The organism is Paenibacillus sp. S-38 (assembly GCF_049942825.1).
Classification (GTDB): domain Bacteria; phylum Bacillota; class Bacilli; order Paenibacillales; family NBRC-103111; genus Paenibacillus_G.
The window spans coordinates 3,855,111-3,873,567 of sequence record NZ_CP187970.1 but is presented as its reverse complement, the minus strand read 5'-3'; the positions used below and the strand labels follow the sequence as shown (position 1 = coordinate 3,873,567).

Here is an 18,457-nt window from a genome sequence, read left to right as displayed (position 1 = left end):
GATGAACATCGATCACACGAGCAGGGAGCTGCGCGGGATCGCCATTATCGGAATGGCAGGAAGATTTCCAGGAGCGGTGAGTCTCGAACAATTTTGGGAAAACCTACAAGGCGGCACGGAGTCCATTACTTTTTTCGCGGAAAAGGAGCCCGGCAGGGTCAATGCCGCAGGCGTTTTGCCGGGATTTGCTGATTTTGACGCCGATTTCTTCGGCATGACTCCGCGTGAAGCGGAGATGACCGATCCGCAGCAGCGGATTTTTCTCGAGTGCGCTTACGAAGCCTTGGAATCCGCAGGCTACAGCGGGACGGCTTGCCCGGAACGAGTCGGCGTATATGGCAGCTGTACGGTTTCGGCCTATATGGATCAAGTCTTGAGTCATGAAGAGATGGTCGAGTCTATGGGCACGATGCAGGCGGTGATCGGCAATTTGCCGGACTTTCTTAGCACCCGCGTGTCGTATAAATTAAAATTGACCGGTCCGAGCGTTACGGTCCAAACCGCTTGTTCCAGCTCGCTGGTTGCGGTACATATGGCTTGCCAGTCGCTCTGGGCCTATGAATGCGATATGGCGATTGCTGGAGGCTTATCGGTCAAAGCGAAGCAGACGGAAGGCCTTCCTTATCAGGAAGGAAGCATTTTGTCCCCGGACGGTCACTGCCGGGCTTTCGATGCCGCCGCACAGGGGACGGTTTCGGGCAATGGGGGCGGCGTTGTACTGTTAAAGCGTTTGGCCGATGCGCTTGAAGATCGGGACCCGATTATGGCAGTCATCCGGGGGACAGCGGTCAATAACGATGGGGCAGAAAAGGTCGGTTTCACGGCTCCCAGCGTGCTGCGGCAGGCCGAAGTGATCAAGGAGGCACTCGCTATAGGGGACATTGACCCGGAAACCATAGGATATGTGGAAGCCCATGGAACGGGAACGGCCCTTGGCGATCCGATCGAGGTTGCGGCGCTAACCGAGGCTTACCGCGCTTACACTTCGGCAAGGCAGTACTGCGCCCTCGGCTCGGTCAAGACCAATATCGGGCATCTCGACAGCGGTGCCGGCATCGCCGGACTGATCAAAACCGTTCTTTCCATGCAAAATGGACTGATCCCGCCCAGCCTGCACTACACAGCGCCGAATCCAAAAATCAATTTTGCGGAGAGTCCCTTTTATGTCAACACGGAATTGGCGCAATGGCAGACCCGTGGGACTCGGCGCAGGGCTGGCGTCAGTTCCTTCGGTATGGGAGGAACGAATGCTCATGTGATTTTGGAAGAAGCGTCTTATGCAGAGCAGGACAGCGAGCACAGCGCTGCTCGGTCGGCATCGGGACTTAAGTCTGCTTATCTTTTGCCGTTATCGGCCAGATCTCCAAGAGCGCTTGGCCAAGCGGCCGCCAATCTGATTGACTATATGCGCTCTGAACCTGCAGCAGCGCTCAGAAATATCGCATATACACTTACGAAAAGAGAAGCATTCGCATGCAGGCTGACGGTCGTGGCGGGCGATGCCGATTCCGCTGTTCGCGAGCTTACGGAGGCGCTGCGCCGCCCCGCTGCGGCAGGAGAGGGCGATTCTCCCGCATCGGTAGCATTCTTGTTCTCAGGCGAGGGGAAGGCGATCGCGGCCGCGGGAAGGGCGCTGTACGAGCAGGGAGAGGAGATGCCGGTTTACCGCGAGACGCTGGTTCGCTGCGCTCGACTGTTCGAGCAGCATTTTCGCGCCGATTGGGGATCGTGGTTCTTTTCCCGGGAACAGGAGCGTGGCGCTGAGCTAGGCGGCGATACGCAGATGCAGTTGACTCGTTCGGCTTTGTTCGCCGTGGAGTATGCTCTGGCGAAACAATTCGAGGCGTGGGGGATTCGTCCCCAGGCCGTCATCGGCGACCGCATCGGCGAGTGTGCGGCTGCATGCTTGGCCGGGGTCATGTCGCTGGAAGGCGCGGCGCTGCTCGTATCGTCAGCAGGAAGCACGAATCATTGGGCTGACCGCATCCTTCTGCACGTGCCGCAAATTCCATTGCTGTCCGGTCAGACGGGGACGTGGCTGACCCACGAGCAGGCGCTTGACCTGAACTACTGGGTTCGCTGTGTGCATGAATCTCCCCGGCTCGCTGACGGTATTCGCCTGCTCGTGCAAGAAGAATCCTCCGTATGGGTACAGATGGGCCCCGAACAAGCGCATCGCTGGCTGAACGATCCGTCGTCACCTCAGTCCGCTCCCCCTTCGGCAGCCGTCATCCCCACGCTGCCGGACGAGAGCTCCAGCGGCTCTTCATTCGCGGGCGTTCTACAGGCTGTCGGCGAGCTGTGGCGGCTTCGGGCAGCGGATATCGATTGGTCTGCGTTTTATGCCGGACAGCCGCTGCATAAGGTCCGTCTGCCCACCTATCCGTTCGAGCGGAAAACGTATTATTTGCCGCGATGGTCAGGCGGTACTGCCGCTTCGGCTGGCGACGAGCCGCATCGTCAGCAGGAGCCTGCCGGATGGCTGTACACGTCGCTGTGGAAGCAGTCGCCTCTGCCTGCGGCCCTGCAAGTCCCGCAAACCGAGTCCGGCAAGCAGGAAACCTACGTGCTGCTGCAGGATCGCCAGGGGCTGGCCGACGCCATCGGCCATCGTCTGCGCGAAGCCGGGCACCGGGTGATGACGGTGCTGCAAGGCACAGCATACAGGCAAATCGAGGATGACGTCTATACGATCCATCCGCAGGAAGGGGATGCCTACGAGAGACTGTTCGCCGATCTTGCCGCTCGCGGCATATCCCCGAGCAAGGTGGTGCACTTGTGGAATATCGATCTGCTCAAGGCCCAGCCGATAACCGGTGCGGAGCGCCTGGAGCACGCGCTGCGGCATGGGATACACAGCCTGATGCTGTTGGTCCAAGCGATAGGGGTGACGGCCGCATCGCAGCCGCTGGAACTGATCGTATGGACCTGTAACTTGCACAGCATTGCCCACGAATCTCCAGTCATGCCCGAAAGAGCTGCATTACTAGGCGCGCTGCGCGTGATTCCGCATGAATACGGGCATATTCGGGCAAGAGCGATCGATATGGTGGAAGAGGATTTGGCTGGACACCGCTTCGAGCGGCTTGCCGATTTGGCGGCCAAAGAGATGAGCCAGACTTCGCCTCATTCTCTTACCGCCTATCGGGGCAGGCATCGGTTTATTCCATCGATGGAACAGATCGATCTGCCGACTGACCCTGTTCCACCGCCTGGGCTCCATCCCGGCGGCGTTACCTTGGTCGTTGGCGCGACCAGCGACATCGGTTTGCGAGTGTGCGAGGAAATCACGAAACAAGCGAGCCCTTCGCTTCTTCTTCTGGGAGACAGCTCCTTTCCAGCAGAAAGCGAGTGGGAGGCCTATCTGCGCAGCTCTAGTCAGGCTGACGGCACGGTAAGCGCGATTCGGCGAATCCGCAAGTTAAGAGAGGAAGGCGCGGCCCTGTTTTACGCAAGCGTCGACTTCAGCGATGAAACGGCGCTGCTGGAGGCGGTCGCGCGGGGAGAAGCAGAGCTTGGCCCGTTTCAAGCTGTTCTCTTCACTATGGAATCGCTTGATCCCGGCCTCATTCAATTGCAGCACCCGCAGCAAGCCAGCCGCGTGCTGGGCCCTCAGCTTGCAGGACTGATTCAGTTGACCGCTCTATTGGAAGAGCGTCCGCCCGTCCCGACTCTTCTATATTCCCGGACGTTCTCGCTCACGGGCGGGATCGGACAGATGAATCTTAGTGCGGCCAACTATAGCTCGGAGCTGTTTGCAAAATATTTGACTTCCATCGGCATTCCAGCCGTTTCCATTCATTGGGGAGTGTGGAAGGAGGACTCGTGGCTGGAGAAGCAGGGCAGCCTGCCGCCCGCTCTGCGGGAGCAGTTGGCAGGGTACCGCAGCGAATACGGCGTTTCCATGACGGAAAGCTATCAGATCATGCAGCGCGTCGCCGGGATGGCTGCCGGAGGCATCAGCCAGGTGATCGTATCCAAGCAGGATATCCATGAACTGCATCAGGAATGGTCAGGTGAGGGGGCGGTCGCGACTGAGGCCGGACATGCGGGCAGCGATACCGCCGAATCCGCCCAAGGACTCGTCGCACCTCGGACGCCTACGGAAGAGAGCATCGCTTCCATTTGGAAGTCATTGTTTGGCCTTGACCCTATCGGCGTCCAGCAGGACTTTTTCGATCTCGGGGGCGACTCGCTGATTTCCGTGCAGCTGGTTTTGCGTCTTCGCAAAGCGTTTTACGCCGATATTCCGATGGACCTTGTTTTCGAAGCGCCTACGATTGAAACACAGGCGGAGACGATTGAGGCGAATGAGGTCAAGCCGAACCATGAAGTAACGCCCGAAGAATTCGAACGGCTGCTCAACGAAATCGAGGGATTGTCTGAGGATGAGGTCAGCCGCCTCATTGCCAGCGAGGAGTAGATCCCCCCCGGATAGTACCTCCAAAGAAGGAGAGGATGCGGATGAAAAGCTTGACGGATCGCATTCACGCGTTAACCCCCGAGCAGCGAGCATTGCTGGAAAAAAAGGTAAAAGCTTTGCAGGCCGGTTCCGCACCAGCCCGTTCAAGCGGTGCGGTCATTCCCAGGCGCAATCATACAGGGCCGAGCCCGTTGTCTTACGATCAGGAGCGGCTCTGGTTCTTCTGCCGGATCCACCCGGAGTCGTATGCTTACAATGTCTATGGATCTGCGCGTATCAAAGGCAGCTTGAATCACGAAGCGCTGACGAACAGCATCAATGAGACGATCAAGCGCCATGAAGCATGGCGAACGGTTTTCGACCGCAACCTGCCGCTGCAAATCGTGCTGCCGGAACTTCACGTCGACGTACCTGTAGTCGATCTGCGGCAGGAGCCGGCGGAAACGAAGGAAGTGCTGGTGCAAAAGCTGGTGCAGGAAGAAGTGCAGCGGCTGTTCGATTTGTACGAGGGTCCGCTGGTTCGCTTCAAGCTGTTTCGTTTGTCGGAAGAGGAAATGAAACTGGTGTTGACTGTGCATCATATGGTCACAGACAAAATTACATTTACCATTTTTTACGATGAATTGGTGGCGCAGTATAACGCTTTTGTGAACGGACAAGAAGTCCGTCTCCCTGAGCCATCCATTCAGTATGCAGACTTTGCTGAGTGGCAGCGCAACGATTTGCAGGGAGAGAAGCGGGAGAAGCTGCTTAGCTTTTGGAAGGAGGAACTCCAGGGCTGCCAGTATACGCTCGATCTGCCAACGGATTTTCCGAGACCCCCATCCATGAGCTTCCGTGGATCGAGACTGGTGTTTCACACGCCGAAAGAAGTTGTACAGCGCCTTGCCGAGCTGGCCAAGCAAGAAAACGCTACGGTTTTCATGGCGCTTCTCACGGCTTTTACCATTTTGCTGTACCGCTATACAGGCCAGTCTGATATTCTGGTCGGCACGCCGATCGCCAATCGCAATCAGGTTGAGCTGGAGAGGGTGCTGGGGTATTTCCTTACCATGGGCACTCTGCGTTCCAGGCTGTCCGGGGAGATGACGGTAAGGGAGCTGCTTCAGCGCGTTCGCGAGACGGCGAAGGGTGTGTTCAACCATCAGGATCTGCCTGTCGGTTTATTGCTGGACGAACTGCGGATTCCGAACGACCCCAGCCGCAATCCACTGATTCAGGCCGTATTTTTATATATTGTAAAAGAAAAAATCGATCTGACCGGACTGGATATCCAGCCTGAGCTGATCGATGGCGAGACCGTGCGTTACGATATTACGCTGTGCGCCGCCGAGACCGATGATGGGCTCGATATGTTTATTGAATATCCGACCGATCTGTTTCGTGAGGAAACCATTGAACGGATGGCGGCTCATTGGAACCAGCTTCTCCATAGCATGGGTTCGGGTCCTCATCAGGCGCTGTCCGCACTGGACATGCTGACAGAGGAAGAGCGCGCGCGGATCGTGCACGACTGGAATCAGACGCAGGCTGACTATCCATCCGGCCGTACCCTGCATGAGCTGTTCGAGGAACAGGTCTGCAGGACACCGGATGCCGTTGCCGTGATTTGTGAGGAGAAGCAGTGGACTTACCGTATGCTCGATGAGCGTGCCAACCGGATCGCAGAGGCTTTGAAAGGGCTCAACGTACGCCCCGACCAAATTGTCGGGCTTCTGCTGAAGCGTTCCCTTGGAATGCTGGCAGCCATCTGGGGGGTTCTGAAGTCGGGGGCGGCTTACTGCCCGATTGATCCCGATCTTCCACAGGACCGGGTCCGGACTCTCATCGAAGACAGCGAGCTCCGGATTCTGTTGACGCAAGATGAGCTTACGGATGAGGCCTCCTATGATGAGGGCGTCCGGGTTATGTTCATGGATGATGAGGGGGTCATGCTGGAGAATGACATGTACAGGCACCTTGATGAAGGCGGGGACGAAACCGGACCGCAGCCTGTCCATTCAGCGGATAATCTGGCTTATCTCATCTACACCTCCGGTTCAACGGGCAGGCCGAAGGGGGTCATGGTGGAGCACCGCAGTGTCGTCAATTTCATCTATGGCATGCTGCGGGCCATCCCTTTTCGTGAACAGATGCGGGTTCTGTCTGTCACGACCTACGGGTTCGACCCCTTTGTATTGGAAAGCCTGCTGCCCTTGATAACCGGTGCGTCGGTTATCCTTGCCTCGGAACATGAGCGGCGTGATCCGGAGGCCTTAAGCGAGCTGATCATAAAGCAGCAAGTAGAGGTCATGCAGACGACCCCTGCCCGGATGCATCAGCTGCTGCAGGTGTCCGGGGACAGGAGTGTCCTCGCAGGGCTGAAACATCTGCTGCTTGGCGGGGAAGCCATGCCTGCCAGCCTGGCTGCAAAGATACGTGCTCTGACAGAAGCTGCAATCTACAACATGTACGGGCCAACGGAAACGACCGTCTGGTCGACCATGGCGGAGATCACTGACGTCCACAGCAAAGCAACCATCGGTACACCCATAGCGAACATGCAGATCTATATCATGGACCGGACGGAAGGTTCATCCCAGCTGCAGCCGATCGGGGTTCCCGGTGAGTTATGCATTGCTGGTTACGGGCTGGCCAGGGGCTATTTGCAGCGGCCGGAGCTGACAGCGGAGAAGTTCGTGCCGCATCCTTTTGAGCCGGGACAGAGACTATATCGTACGGGCGATTTGGCGAAATGGCTCCCGGATGGAACGATTGAGTATTTAGGCCGAACGGACCACCAGGTGAAGATACGCGGATATCGCATAGAGCTCGGCGAGATCGAAGCGCAAATGATGCGCATCGAAGCAGTGAAGGAAGCGGTTGTTATTGTCGGGGCGGACGCTTCCGGCAGCCGTCAGCTTTGCACGTACTTCACAGCGTCATCAGAGCTTGCCGGAAGCTACGTGAAAAAGCAGCTGGCGAGTAAGCTGCCTTCCTACATGATTCCGGCCTACTTGATACAGACAGAGCGCCTGCCGGTGAATGTGAACGGCAAGATCGACCGCAAAGCGCTGTCCTTTCCGCAGGGCGGCGGGATCAGCGAGGCGGAGTATGTGCCACCGCGGACAGCGGAGGAGCGGCTGCTGCTCTCCCTTTGGGAACTCGTGCTCGGAGCGAGCCGCGCGGGCATCAGGGATAACTTCTTCGATCTTGGCGGCGATTCGATTCACTCGATTCAGCTTTCTTCACGGCTTTACGAGGCGGGATACAGACTAAATATGCAGGATCTATTCGAGTATCCGACCGTGGCAGAGCTTGCCCCCCGGCTTCAGAGGGTGCAGCGGATGGCGGATCAGGGCGAGGTCACAGGTCCCGTGGAACGGACACCGGCGTGGCAATGGTTTTTGGAGCAGCGGTGGCCGGCCCCGCAGCGCTTCAGCCAATCGGTCGTGTTACATAAAGAAGAAGGCTTTGACGAGCAGGCGCTGCGGCGGGCCTTAGCGAAGCTGACCGAGCACCATGACGCGCTGCGCATCGTTTTTCGGCTGACGGAAGCGGGCCCTGTGGCCTACAATCGCAGCTTGCAGGAAGGCGATTCGTTTTCGCTTGAAGTGGTTCAGCTTCAGGGAAGCTCCGATCCGCTTGCAGCCTTTGCAGAGAAGGAGGAGGAAATTCGGGAGAGTATCGATCTTGCGAACGGCCCGCTGCTGAAAGCGGGGTTATTCCGCGCAGCCGATGGCGATCATCTGCTGCTCGTGATTCATCATTACGTTGTAGACGGTTATTCCTGGCGCATTCTCCTCGCTCACTTGGCCACCGCGTACGATTACGCTCTGCGTCAAGAGCCGATACGGCTGCCTTACAAAACGGATTCGTTTCAAGCGTGGGCCTCGAAATTGGCTGGCTATGCCAACACCCAAGAAGCACAGCAAGAATGCATATATTGGAAAGATATGGAACACCATACCATCCAACCGCTGCCTAAAGACGATGTGCGGCAAGATAGCGGTGCTGCCCAAGGCTCGGCGGTTGTCACGGTATGTTTGCCGAGCCAGGAAACGGAACTTTTGTTGAATCAGGCTAATCGTGCCTACGGCACGCAAGTTGACGATCTGCTGATCGCAGCTCTCCTGGCGGCTGTTCACGATTGGACCGGGATGTCCCGGGCGCTGATCAGGCTGGAAGACGATGGCAGACGATACGCCCCGACGGAGCTGGATACGTCGCTGACCGTAGGCTGGTTTACAAGCTTGTATCCGGTGGCGCTGCCAACCTATGGAGATGCAGCGGTCGATCAGCGGATTAAACATGTGAAGGAACATTTACGCAGAGTCCCCCGCCATGGGGCAGGATATGGCATTCTCCGTTATTTATCGGCCCCGTCCGAAGGAGCCGGCCTGCAAGCGGAGCCTGAGATCCTGTTTAGTTACTCGGGCGAGCTGGACCAAGCGCTGCCGGATCGTTCATTCCGGCTGTCTCCCTTCTACAGTCCCCAGGAGATCAGCCTTCATATGGCAGCGCATCATGCGTTAAACGTCGACGCCTCCGTTCGGAGCGGCATGCTGGAAGTATCGGCAGTGTACGACAGCCAACTTTTCCGCCAATCGACCGTCGAAGCATTGGCTGCCGGGATGCTGTCTCATTTGCGGGAGATCATTGCTCATTGCACAGCGTGCACGAGCATACAGCTGACGCCTAGCGATGTTTTGCTGCCGGGACTGCTTGTGGAAGATTTGGAACGGCTTGCACTGCGTACCGCTTCCATTGGCGAATTGGAAAACGTGTTTCCCCTTTCCCCTATGCAGCAAGGGATCCTGTTTCACACGCTGTTGCGCCCCCAATCGAATGCGTATTGCGAACAGTCAACTTTTGTGTTGAGAGGAAGTTTTGACATTCCGACGTTCGCGGAAAGCCTGGAAGCGTTGATGCAGCGGCACGAGGTACTGCGTACGAATTTTTATACAGACTGGTGGAAGGAACCCGTACAAGCGGTCTTTCGCCGGAAACGCAGCGACCTGCACGTGGAAGACGTACGGCACATGGCTGGGGACGAACAGGATGTTTATGTCCATCAGTTCATGCAAACCAATCGGGCCAGAGGCTTCAAGCTTGACCGCGAACCGCTTTTACGCGTCTCCATTTTGCGTACGGATGAGCACACGTACCGGTTTATTTGGAACTTTCACCATATTATTGTAGACGGCTGGTGCGTTTCTCAGTTGACGAATGAAGTTTTTGAGATTTATTTTGCGAAAATGGAACAGCGTCGGCCTGACCTCGAGGCGGTGGCACCTTACAGTCAGTATATCCAGTGGCTGGCGTCGCAGGACCGGGAGGCAGCGGCTCAGTACTGGAGCGGCTACTTGTCCGGTTATGAACGACGCATGCGGCTGCCCTCAAGCATGGCGCAGGAGAAGAATGAGGCTGAGGGATACGAGGCTCGCACGCTGTACAGCGACCTGGGCGCAGGACTGACGAAGCGGCTGGGGATCGTAGCCAAGCAGTACAAGGTGACGCTGAATACGCTGCTTCAGACCGTATGGGGGCTGCTGCTTCAGCGGTACAACTACAGCAGCGATGTGGTATTCGGAGCGGTCGTTTCCGGCAGACCGGCGGAAATTCCGGGCATTGAGCGGATGATCGGATTGTTCATTAACACCATCCCGGTACGGATGAAGTGCGAAGCGGAAGAAGTATTTACTAATGTGTTGAGACGGATGCAGGAGCAGGCTGTGGCTTCACATGCTTACGATACGTTCCCTCTCTATGAGATACAAAACTTGAGCGAACAGAAGCAGGAGCTTCTTCATCATCTCTTCATTTTCCAAAACTACCCGATGGAAGAGCGGATTCCATGGGATGATGCCAGAGTCGGCTTCCAGATTAGCAGCGTGGAGACGGAAGAGCAGACGAATTATAACTTTAATTTGGTTATCTACCCTGGCGATTCGCTGAAAATTTGTTATTCCTACAATGCTCTGGCGTACGATCCGGCCAGCATTCAGCGTATTCAGAGGCACTGGGTCCATCTGCTGGAGCAAGTCGCCGCTAACCCCGAGCGGAAGCTGAGCGAATTGGAAACGGTGACCGCCGAGGAACGGGCTCAGATCTTCGAAGTATTCAACGCTGTTTCCGCTTGCCCGGCGCTTGAGACGACCATTCACGGTCTGTTGGAAGAACAAGCTGAGCGTACGCCGGATCAGACGGCTGTCTTCTTCGAAGGGAAACGTCTGAGTTACCGGGAATTGAACGAGCGCTCGAACAGGTTGGCACGAACGCTGCGCAGCTGTGGAGTAAGCCGGGATGTGCCGGTCGGCTTGATGGCGGAGCGATCGCTTGAAATGATCGTCGGGATGTTTGCGATTCTGAAAGCAGGCGGCGCTTATGTGCCGATGGATCCGGAGTATCCGGCGGACCGTCTCCGTTATATGCTGGAAGACACGGAGGCCGCAATGCTGCTGACGCAAGCGAGTCTACGCGAACGCGTCGCAGCGGGCAGCTGCCGGACGATTCTGCTGGACGATCCCGATGCATATGCCGCTAACGGCTCAAACTTGGAGTCCGTTTCCAGTTCGGACGATCTGGCTTATGTCATCTACACCTCCGGCACGACAGGCGTGCCCAAAGGGGTCATGGTGGAGCATCGCGGATTGGTGAACTTAAAATCTTATTTTGCCGACACCATGCGGATCGGCGAGAACGACCGCGTGCTTTTGTTTGCCAGCCTTTCGTTCGATGCGGCCTGCTGGGAAATTTTCCAGTCCGTATTTTGCGGCGCAACCTTGTATGTGCCGGCATCCCCAACCCTGTTGAACTATGGGCTGTTCACCAGTTATGTGACGGAGCACCAGGTCACCGTAGCATCGCTTCCGCCGGCATATGCCATGCACTTGGAGCCTGAACAGCTGCCAAGCCTGCGAATTTTGCTTACAGCAGGAGCATCGTCGACGCGCGAGCTGGTGTATACGTGGAAAAATCGGGTAGCCTATTACAACGGCTACGGGCCAACGGAAAATTCGATTGCAACCTCGATTTGGCCGGTTCCGTCCGAGTATGAAGCAGACGGCATGATTTCCATTGGCAGGCCGGTGCCGGGCCATCGGGTGTGTATCACCGATCCGCAAGGGGGTCTGCTGCCGGTCGGTGTGCCTGGCGAACTGTGCGTGGCGGGTGTAGGTCTTGCCCGCGGGTATTGGAACCTGCCGGAGCTGACGGCAGAGAAGTTCGTAACCAGCCGATTTAGCGGCGAACGTATGTATCGAACAGGCGATCTGGCGAGATGGCTGCCGAACGGACGGCTCGAACACCTAGGCCGAATCGATCATCAGGTCAAAGTTCGAGGCTACCGGATCGAGCCGGAAGAGATTGAGGCGAAGCTGCTGCAGACGGAGGCGGTGCGGGAAGCGGTCGTTATGGCGATGGCAGACGAGAACGGCCACAGCCACCTGTGCGCCTACTACGTTGCCAGCCGCGAGCTTGCGGCCAGCGAACTGAGAAGTTCGCTTCGCGGGATGCTGCCAGACTATATGATTCCGTCTTATCTGATGCAAGTGGCGCAGATGCCTCTTACGCCGAACGGCAAGATCGACCGCAAGGCATTGCCCGATCCGGATCCAAGCAGCCTTGCTGCAACGACTTATATGTCGGCGCGCACGTCCATCGAGCACACGCTGGCTGCTGCTTGGCAAAGTGTGCTGGGGGTTCAAACCGTCGGCATTCACGATCATTTCTTCGACCTCGGCGGGGATTCGATCAAGTCCATGCAGGTTTCTTCCCGATTGCTGCAAGCCGGTTACAAGCTCGAGATGCGCGACTTGTTCGCTCATCCGACCATCGCCGAAGTAAGCGCATATGTGCAGAAAACCGATCAAGCGGCCGATCAAGGCGCGGTGACTGGAGACGTCCGGTTGACCCCGATTCAGCACTGGTTCTTCGCGCAAAACTTTACCGAACCGCACTACTTTAATCAAGCGGTTATGCTGCACCGTACGACAGGCTTCGAGGAAGGCGCGCTGCGCCAAGCGTTAGCGGCTATTGCGGCTCATCACGATGCGCTGCGCCTCGTATTCCGCCAAGCGGATTCCGGTTATCGGGCATGGGGACGGGATGTTCACGAGGGCGAGATGTTCCAGCTGGAGACCTTCGACTTTTGCGGTAAAACCACGGCCGATGCAGCCAAGGCGGTGGAGGAGAGAGCGGCCGAGTTGCAGGGCAGCTTTAATCTGGCGGAAGGTCCTTTGATGAAGCTGCGGTTGTTCCGTTATACGGACGGCGATCATCTGTTGATTGTGATCCATCATCTGGTTGTGGACGGAGTATCGTGGCGAATCCTGCTGGAGGATTTGACAGCGGCCTATGAGCAGGCTGCACAAGGAGAGGGAATTCGTCTCCCCCCCAAAACAGCTTCATTCCAGTCATGGGCCCGGATGTTGGCTGTGGAAGCGAAAAGTGCCGCTATGCAGCAGGAGCGAGCATACTGGCTGCGAATGGAACAAGCGGAGCGCACTTGGCTGCCTAAGGACTACTGTGCCGAGGACACTCAGGCCGTTTCTTGCCGCATGCAAGTTGCGGATAGCGATACGCTCACGGCCGTATGGCCCGAGCCGATGACCCAGCTGCTGCTGAAGCAGGCGAATCGCGCTTACCGCACCGAGGTCCATGATCTGCTCCTTGCTGCGCTCGGCATGGCGATTTATGCCTGGAGCGGTCTGGAACGGGTGCTTTTGAATGTAGAAGGGCACGGCCGCGAACCTTTGCATCAAGATCAGGATGTAACGCGCACCGTAGGCTGGTTCACAAGTCAGTATCCGGTGTGGCTCGTCTGCGAAGCGAATGAGACGACTTCGCAGCGGATTAAGCGGGTAAAGGAAGAGCTTCGCCGCATTCCTCGCAAAGGAGCAGGCTATGGCATGCTGCGCTATTTGTCCGAGCTGTGCGAACCCGGCCTCTTCTCGGCGGAGCCCGAAATCAGTTTCAATTATTTAGGCCAATTTGATCAAGATTTGCAGAGCGGGGCCATGCGGCTGTCCCCTTTTAGCACCGGTCCTTCCATGAGCGGTACAACGGTCATGAAGCATGTGCTGAATATCAACGGACTCATCGCGGACGGGTGTCTGACTATGGAAATTCAGTACAGCAGCGCGGCATTCCGCAGGGAAACGATAGAACGGTTCGCTGAGCTGCTGCAAGCGAGCTTGCAGGAGGTTATTATGCACTGCGCGGCCAAGGAGCAGCCGGAGCTGACGCCAAGCGATGTGAAGCTGAGCGGTGTGACGCTTGAGCAGTTCGCAGCGATTACCGAGCATGCAGCTTCCACTGGGGAGATTGAGCAAGTATACGGGCTGACCCCGATGCAGAAAGGGATGCTGTTCCATGATCTGATGGACCCGGATTCGGCCGCTTATTTCGAGCAGGCGACTTTCGATGTTGAGGGCAGCTTTCATGTCGATGTGTTCGCACAAAGCCTCGATCAGCTTGTACAGCGGCACGCCGTACTGCGTACCAATGTGTTCAGCTCGTGGGAGCAGGAGCCTGTACAGATCGTTTATCGGGATAAGCGGAGCGAGTTTTATTATGAAGATTTGCGCCGGCTTCCGAGCGAATTGCGTCGATCGTACGTGCAGAAATTCGCAAGCGAAGACAAGTCCAGAAGGTTCGACCTGGCTTCGGGCATGCTGATGCGCGTAGCGGTTCTGCAAACGGACGATGAAGCCTTCTCGGTGATTTGGAGCTTTCATCACATCATCATGGATGGATGGTGTCTATCGCTAATCAACAAGGAAGTGTTCGGTACTTATTTCGCCATCTTGAAGGGTCTCCCCGCACAATTGGCACCCGTCAGTCCGTTCAGCCGTTATATGGAGTGGTTGGAGCGTCAGGACTTCCTACAAGCGCGCGATTACTGGATCCGCTACTTGAACGGCTACGAAGGACAGACGCTGCTTCCTGGCAGGGTATTGGCCGACAAGCCAGCGGCGGGATATGAAGCCGGCAAGCGGGTCAGCTCGCTTGGCAAGAGTTTGAGCGCGAGCCTGAATCGTACAGCCAGGCAGTGTCAGGTAACGATCCATACGGTGATGCAGACGGCTTGGGGAATGGTTCTGCAGCGTTATAACAACAGCAGGGATGTTGTGTTCGGCAGCGTCGTATCCGGTCGTCCTGCCGAAATACCCGGTATCGAGACGATGATCGGACTGTTTATGAATACCGTTCCTGTGCGGGTGAAAAGCGAAACGGAGGACATCTTCTCCGAATTGCTGAAGCGAAATCAGCGGCAGGCGATCGATTCCCATGTTTACGATACGCATCCGCTGTATGAAATCCAGGCGCAGACGATCCAGAAGACGGAATTGATCGGACATCTGCTCATCTTCGAGAACTACCCGCTCGATCGAGAAATCGAAAGCAGCGTCGACCGTGAGGGAGACGGCTTTACCATTGTCAATGCGGAGATGACGGAGCAGACGAATTATGACTTTACGCTGACGATCATGCCAGATGAAGAGATTGTTATCGAGTTTGGCTATAATGCGCTTGTCTATGAGCGCGGGAATGTCGAGCAGATGCAGGGGCATTTCATTCGGGTGCTCGAGCAGATCGCAGAGCAGCCGGATATGCGCGTTGACGAGGTGACAATCGTCACCTCGCAGGAGCAAGAGCTGCTCCTTCAGGACTTTAATTCCACAGAGGTAGACTATCCGCACGAGAGGACCATCTCTGCTTTGTTCGAAGAGCAAGCCGCATGCAGGCCGAACCGGACAGCGGTAAGGTGCGCGGACGGAGAGCTGACCTATGGCGAGCTGAACGAGCACGCCAATCGACTTGCCCGCACGCTTCGTTCGTCAGGCATTCAGCCAGGCGACAGGGTAGGCCTCCTGACGGATCGCTCGCTGCAGATGATCATCGGCATCTATGCGATTCTCAAGGCTGGGGGCGCGTATGTGCCTATGGATCCGTCGTATCCGGACGGCCGCATCCGTTACATGCTGGAAGACTCGGGGGCCAAGCTGATTCTGGCACAGAGGCAGTGGCTGGCTCGCGTGCCGGTGGAGCAGGCTGGCATAGCCATAGACTTACATGCTGCCGAAAGTTACGCGGCTGACGTGGCGAATCTTCCGCCTTTGGCTGGACCGGGCGACCCGGCGTACGTTATGTATACATCGGGCTCTACAGGCAAGCCCAAAGGCGTCATGATTGAGCACCGCTCGGTGGTCAACCGCCTTTTCTGGATGCAGAAGCGTTATCAGCTCACGGAAGCGGATGTCATTTTGCAAAAAACAGCAATTACGTTCGATGTGTCGGTGTGGGAACTGTTCTGGTGGGCGATGGCAGGTTCCAGCGTATGTCTCTTGTCGGTCGGCGGGGAGAAGAGTCCGGAACGGATGGTCGAAACGATCGCGCAGTATGGCGTGACGACCGTACATTTCGTCCCCCCGATGCTTCGCGAATTTTTGGATTACGCAGACCAGCAGTCCGGCTCCCGGCTGGCGGAGCAGCTGGGGACGCTTCGATACGTGTTCGCAAGCGGTGACGTCCTGCGGCCGCAGCATGCGGCGCAGTTCCAGAAGACGCTGGCCTGGATCAACCGCGCACGGCTTATCAATCTTTACGGACCGACGGAAGCGACGGTGGATGTCTCGTACTTTGAGTGTGATCCGGATACCGCTTACTCCCTGATTCCGATTGGCAAGCCGATCGATAATACGCGGCTGTATATTATGAAGGAAGGCACTTTGCAGCTGCAGCCGCTTGGCGTTCCCGGGGAATTGTGCATCGCCGGGGCAGGGGTAGCCAGAGGGTACGTCAACCGCCCGGAACTGACGGCGGAGAAATTTATGGAAGACCCGTTTCGGACCGGAGAGCGGATGTACCGTTCAGGGGATTTGGCCCGCTGGCTGCCTGATGGGAACCTCGAGTACCTGGGGCGCATTGACCGTCAGGTGAAAATCCGCGGTTACCGGATCGAGCTCGGGGAAGTGGAGTGGCAGCTTCTGAACGAGGAGAACGTTTCGGAGGCAGTCGTCGTCGCCGGAGAAGATGACGGGGCAGGGCTGCAGCACTTGTGCGCTTACTATGTTGCGAAAACGGATATCAGCGCGAGTGAGCTGCGCAGCCGTTTGGCAGCGAAGGTGCCGAGTTACATGGTGCCGACGTACCTGATGCAGATAGAGCGGATGCCGCTAAGCGCCAATGGCAAGATTGATCGGAAGGCGCTGCCCGCTCCGCAAGGAGCCGTACGGACGGAGGCCGCTGTGATGCCGCGCACAAGGACAGAGTCGATGCTAGCGAGGATTTGGCAGGATATACTGGGACTGAACCGCGTTGGCGTAACAGATCATTTCTTTAATATAGGCGGTCATTCGCTCCGAGCCACTGCTTTGGTCACACAGATTCAAAGGGAGACCGGCATCGCCGTACCGCTGCGGATCGTGTTCGAGCGGCCGACGATCGAGACGTTGGCCGCCTGGATTCGCCATGAGGCGCAGGGAGAAGCCGAAGCTGCCACGGTCATTCCCTTAGCCGAGGAGCAACCTTACTATCCGCTGTCTTCTGCACAGAAACGCATGTATATTTTGAGTCAGTGGGCAGGCGGAGACATCGGCTATAACATGCCCAGCGCGATGCTGGTGGAGGGTCCGCTAAACCGGGTTCGGCTGGAAGAGGTGTTCCGCCAATTGATTGCGCGCCATGAGTCGCTGCGCACCGGATTTGAGATGTTGAACGGCGAACCGGTGCAAAAAATTTATGATGCTGCAGATTTTGCTATCTGCACGGTGCAAGCGAACGAAGAAGAGGCGCTGCACCGCTTGCGGCATTTCGTTCGGATGTTCGATCTGCGGAAGCCGCCGCTTCTGCGCGTAGAGTTGATCGAGCTGGAAGCTGAACGGCATATTTTACAATTCGATATGCACCATATTGTCTCGGACGGGGTTTCCATCGCACTCGTGATGGAGGAGTTGAACAAGTTGTACACCGGAGAGAGGCTGCCGCCGTTAGGGTTTCAATATAAAGATTATGCCGTTTGGCAGGCACAGCAGGAAGAGAGCAAGTTTTATCGGCAGCAAGAAGCTTACTGGCTCAATGTGCTGTCCGGGGAACTGCCGGTTCTGGAGCTGCCGACAGACTATCCGCGGCCAGAGGTGCGCTGCTTCGAAGGAAAGCGAGTCGCTTTCGAGTTCGATTCGGCTTTGACCGTGCAAGTGAAAGAACTGGCTGAAGAAAACGGCAGCACGCTGTTCATGGTACTGCTGGCAGCCTATACGGCACTGTTGGCCCATTATAGCGGGCAGGAGGATATCATCGTCGGAACGCCAGTAGCCGGCAGACAGATAAGCGGTCTGGAGACGATCGTCGGCATGTTCGTGAATACGTTGGCGTTGAGAAATTATCCGACCGAAGAAAAAACATTCCGCGCCTACTTGCAGGAAGTCAAGGAGAGCGCGCTTGGCGCTTACGAACATCAAGCATACCCGTTTGACGAACTGGTGGACAAGCTCGGCGCAGCCCAGCATGCCAACCGCAATCCGCTGTTCGACACGATGCTCGTGCTGCAAAATTATGAGCAGCAAACGCTGCAGATCGAAAAGCTGCGCTTTACGCCGTTGGAAAGCGAGCTTGCCATCGCAAGATTTGACCTGACGGTAACGGTGATGGAGGAGGAGGGGCGGATCGTCGGCAATATGGATTACAGCTCCAAACTGTTCCAAGAACGGACAGTCCGGAAGCTTGCCGACGATCTGTCGAACTTGCTTTCCATCGTCGCTGCAATGCCGGATATTCGACTGGGAGATATTCAACTTACCGAACCCGTTACGCCGGTAACGATCGATTTCTTGCTGTAGCGCATCGCCGCGGATTGTGCTTAGCCTAGTGACCGCCATCTTTCAGATGAAGAAGATCACTTGGCCAAGAAAGGCACACAAGAAGGCCCACCGTTTAACCCCGCCTGGCATTGGCCCAACAGCCAATGCCAAGGCGGTTCTTTTTATGGAATCCTGTTGGAGGACAAGAACATATATTCATTAAGGGCCGCACAAGTGCATGACAAGTCCT

2 protein-coding genes are annotated in these 18,457 nt (G+C 56.7%); both read left to right on the top strand.

Annotated elements, in window-relative coordinates; genetic code table 11:
- Position 1 precedes the first annotated feature (1 nt).
- Positions 2-4,423 carry a beta-ketoacyl synthase N-terminal-like domain-containing protein gene (locus tag ACP26L_RS17825; RefSeq protein ID WP_426454527.1) on the top strand — a complete coding sequence of 1,474 codons (4,422 nt, stop codon included), beginning with the start codon at positions 2-4 and terminating at the stop codon, positions 4,421-4,423.
- A gap of 41 nt (positions 4,424-4,464) precedes the next feature.
- On the top strand, positions 4,465-18,246 hold the full coding sequence (locus ACP26L_RS17820; RefSeq protein ID WP_426454525.1) for an amino acid adenylation domain-containing protein: 13,782 nt from the start codon (positions 4,465-4,467) through the stop codon (positions 18,244-18,246).
- The last annotated feature ends 211 nt before the right edge of the window (positions 18,247-18,457 follow it).

Coding starts and splice junctions, on each gene's coding strand:
- ACP26L_RS17825 (WP_426454527.1), top strand. CDS start 2: ATGAACATCGATCACACGAGCAGGGAGCTGCGCGGGATCGCCATTATC.
- ACP26L_RS17820 (WP_426454525.1), top strand. CDS start 4,465: ATGAAAAGCTTGACGGATCGCATTCACGCGTTAACCCCCGAGCAGCGA.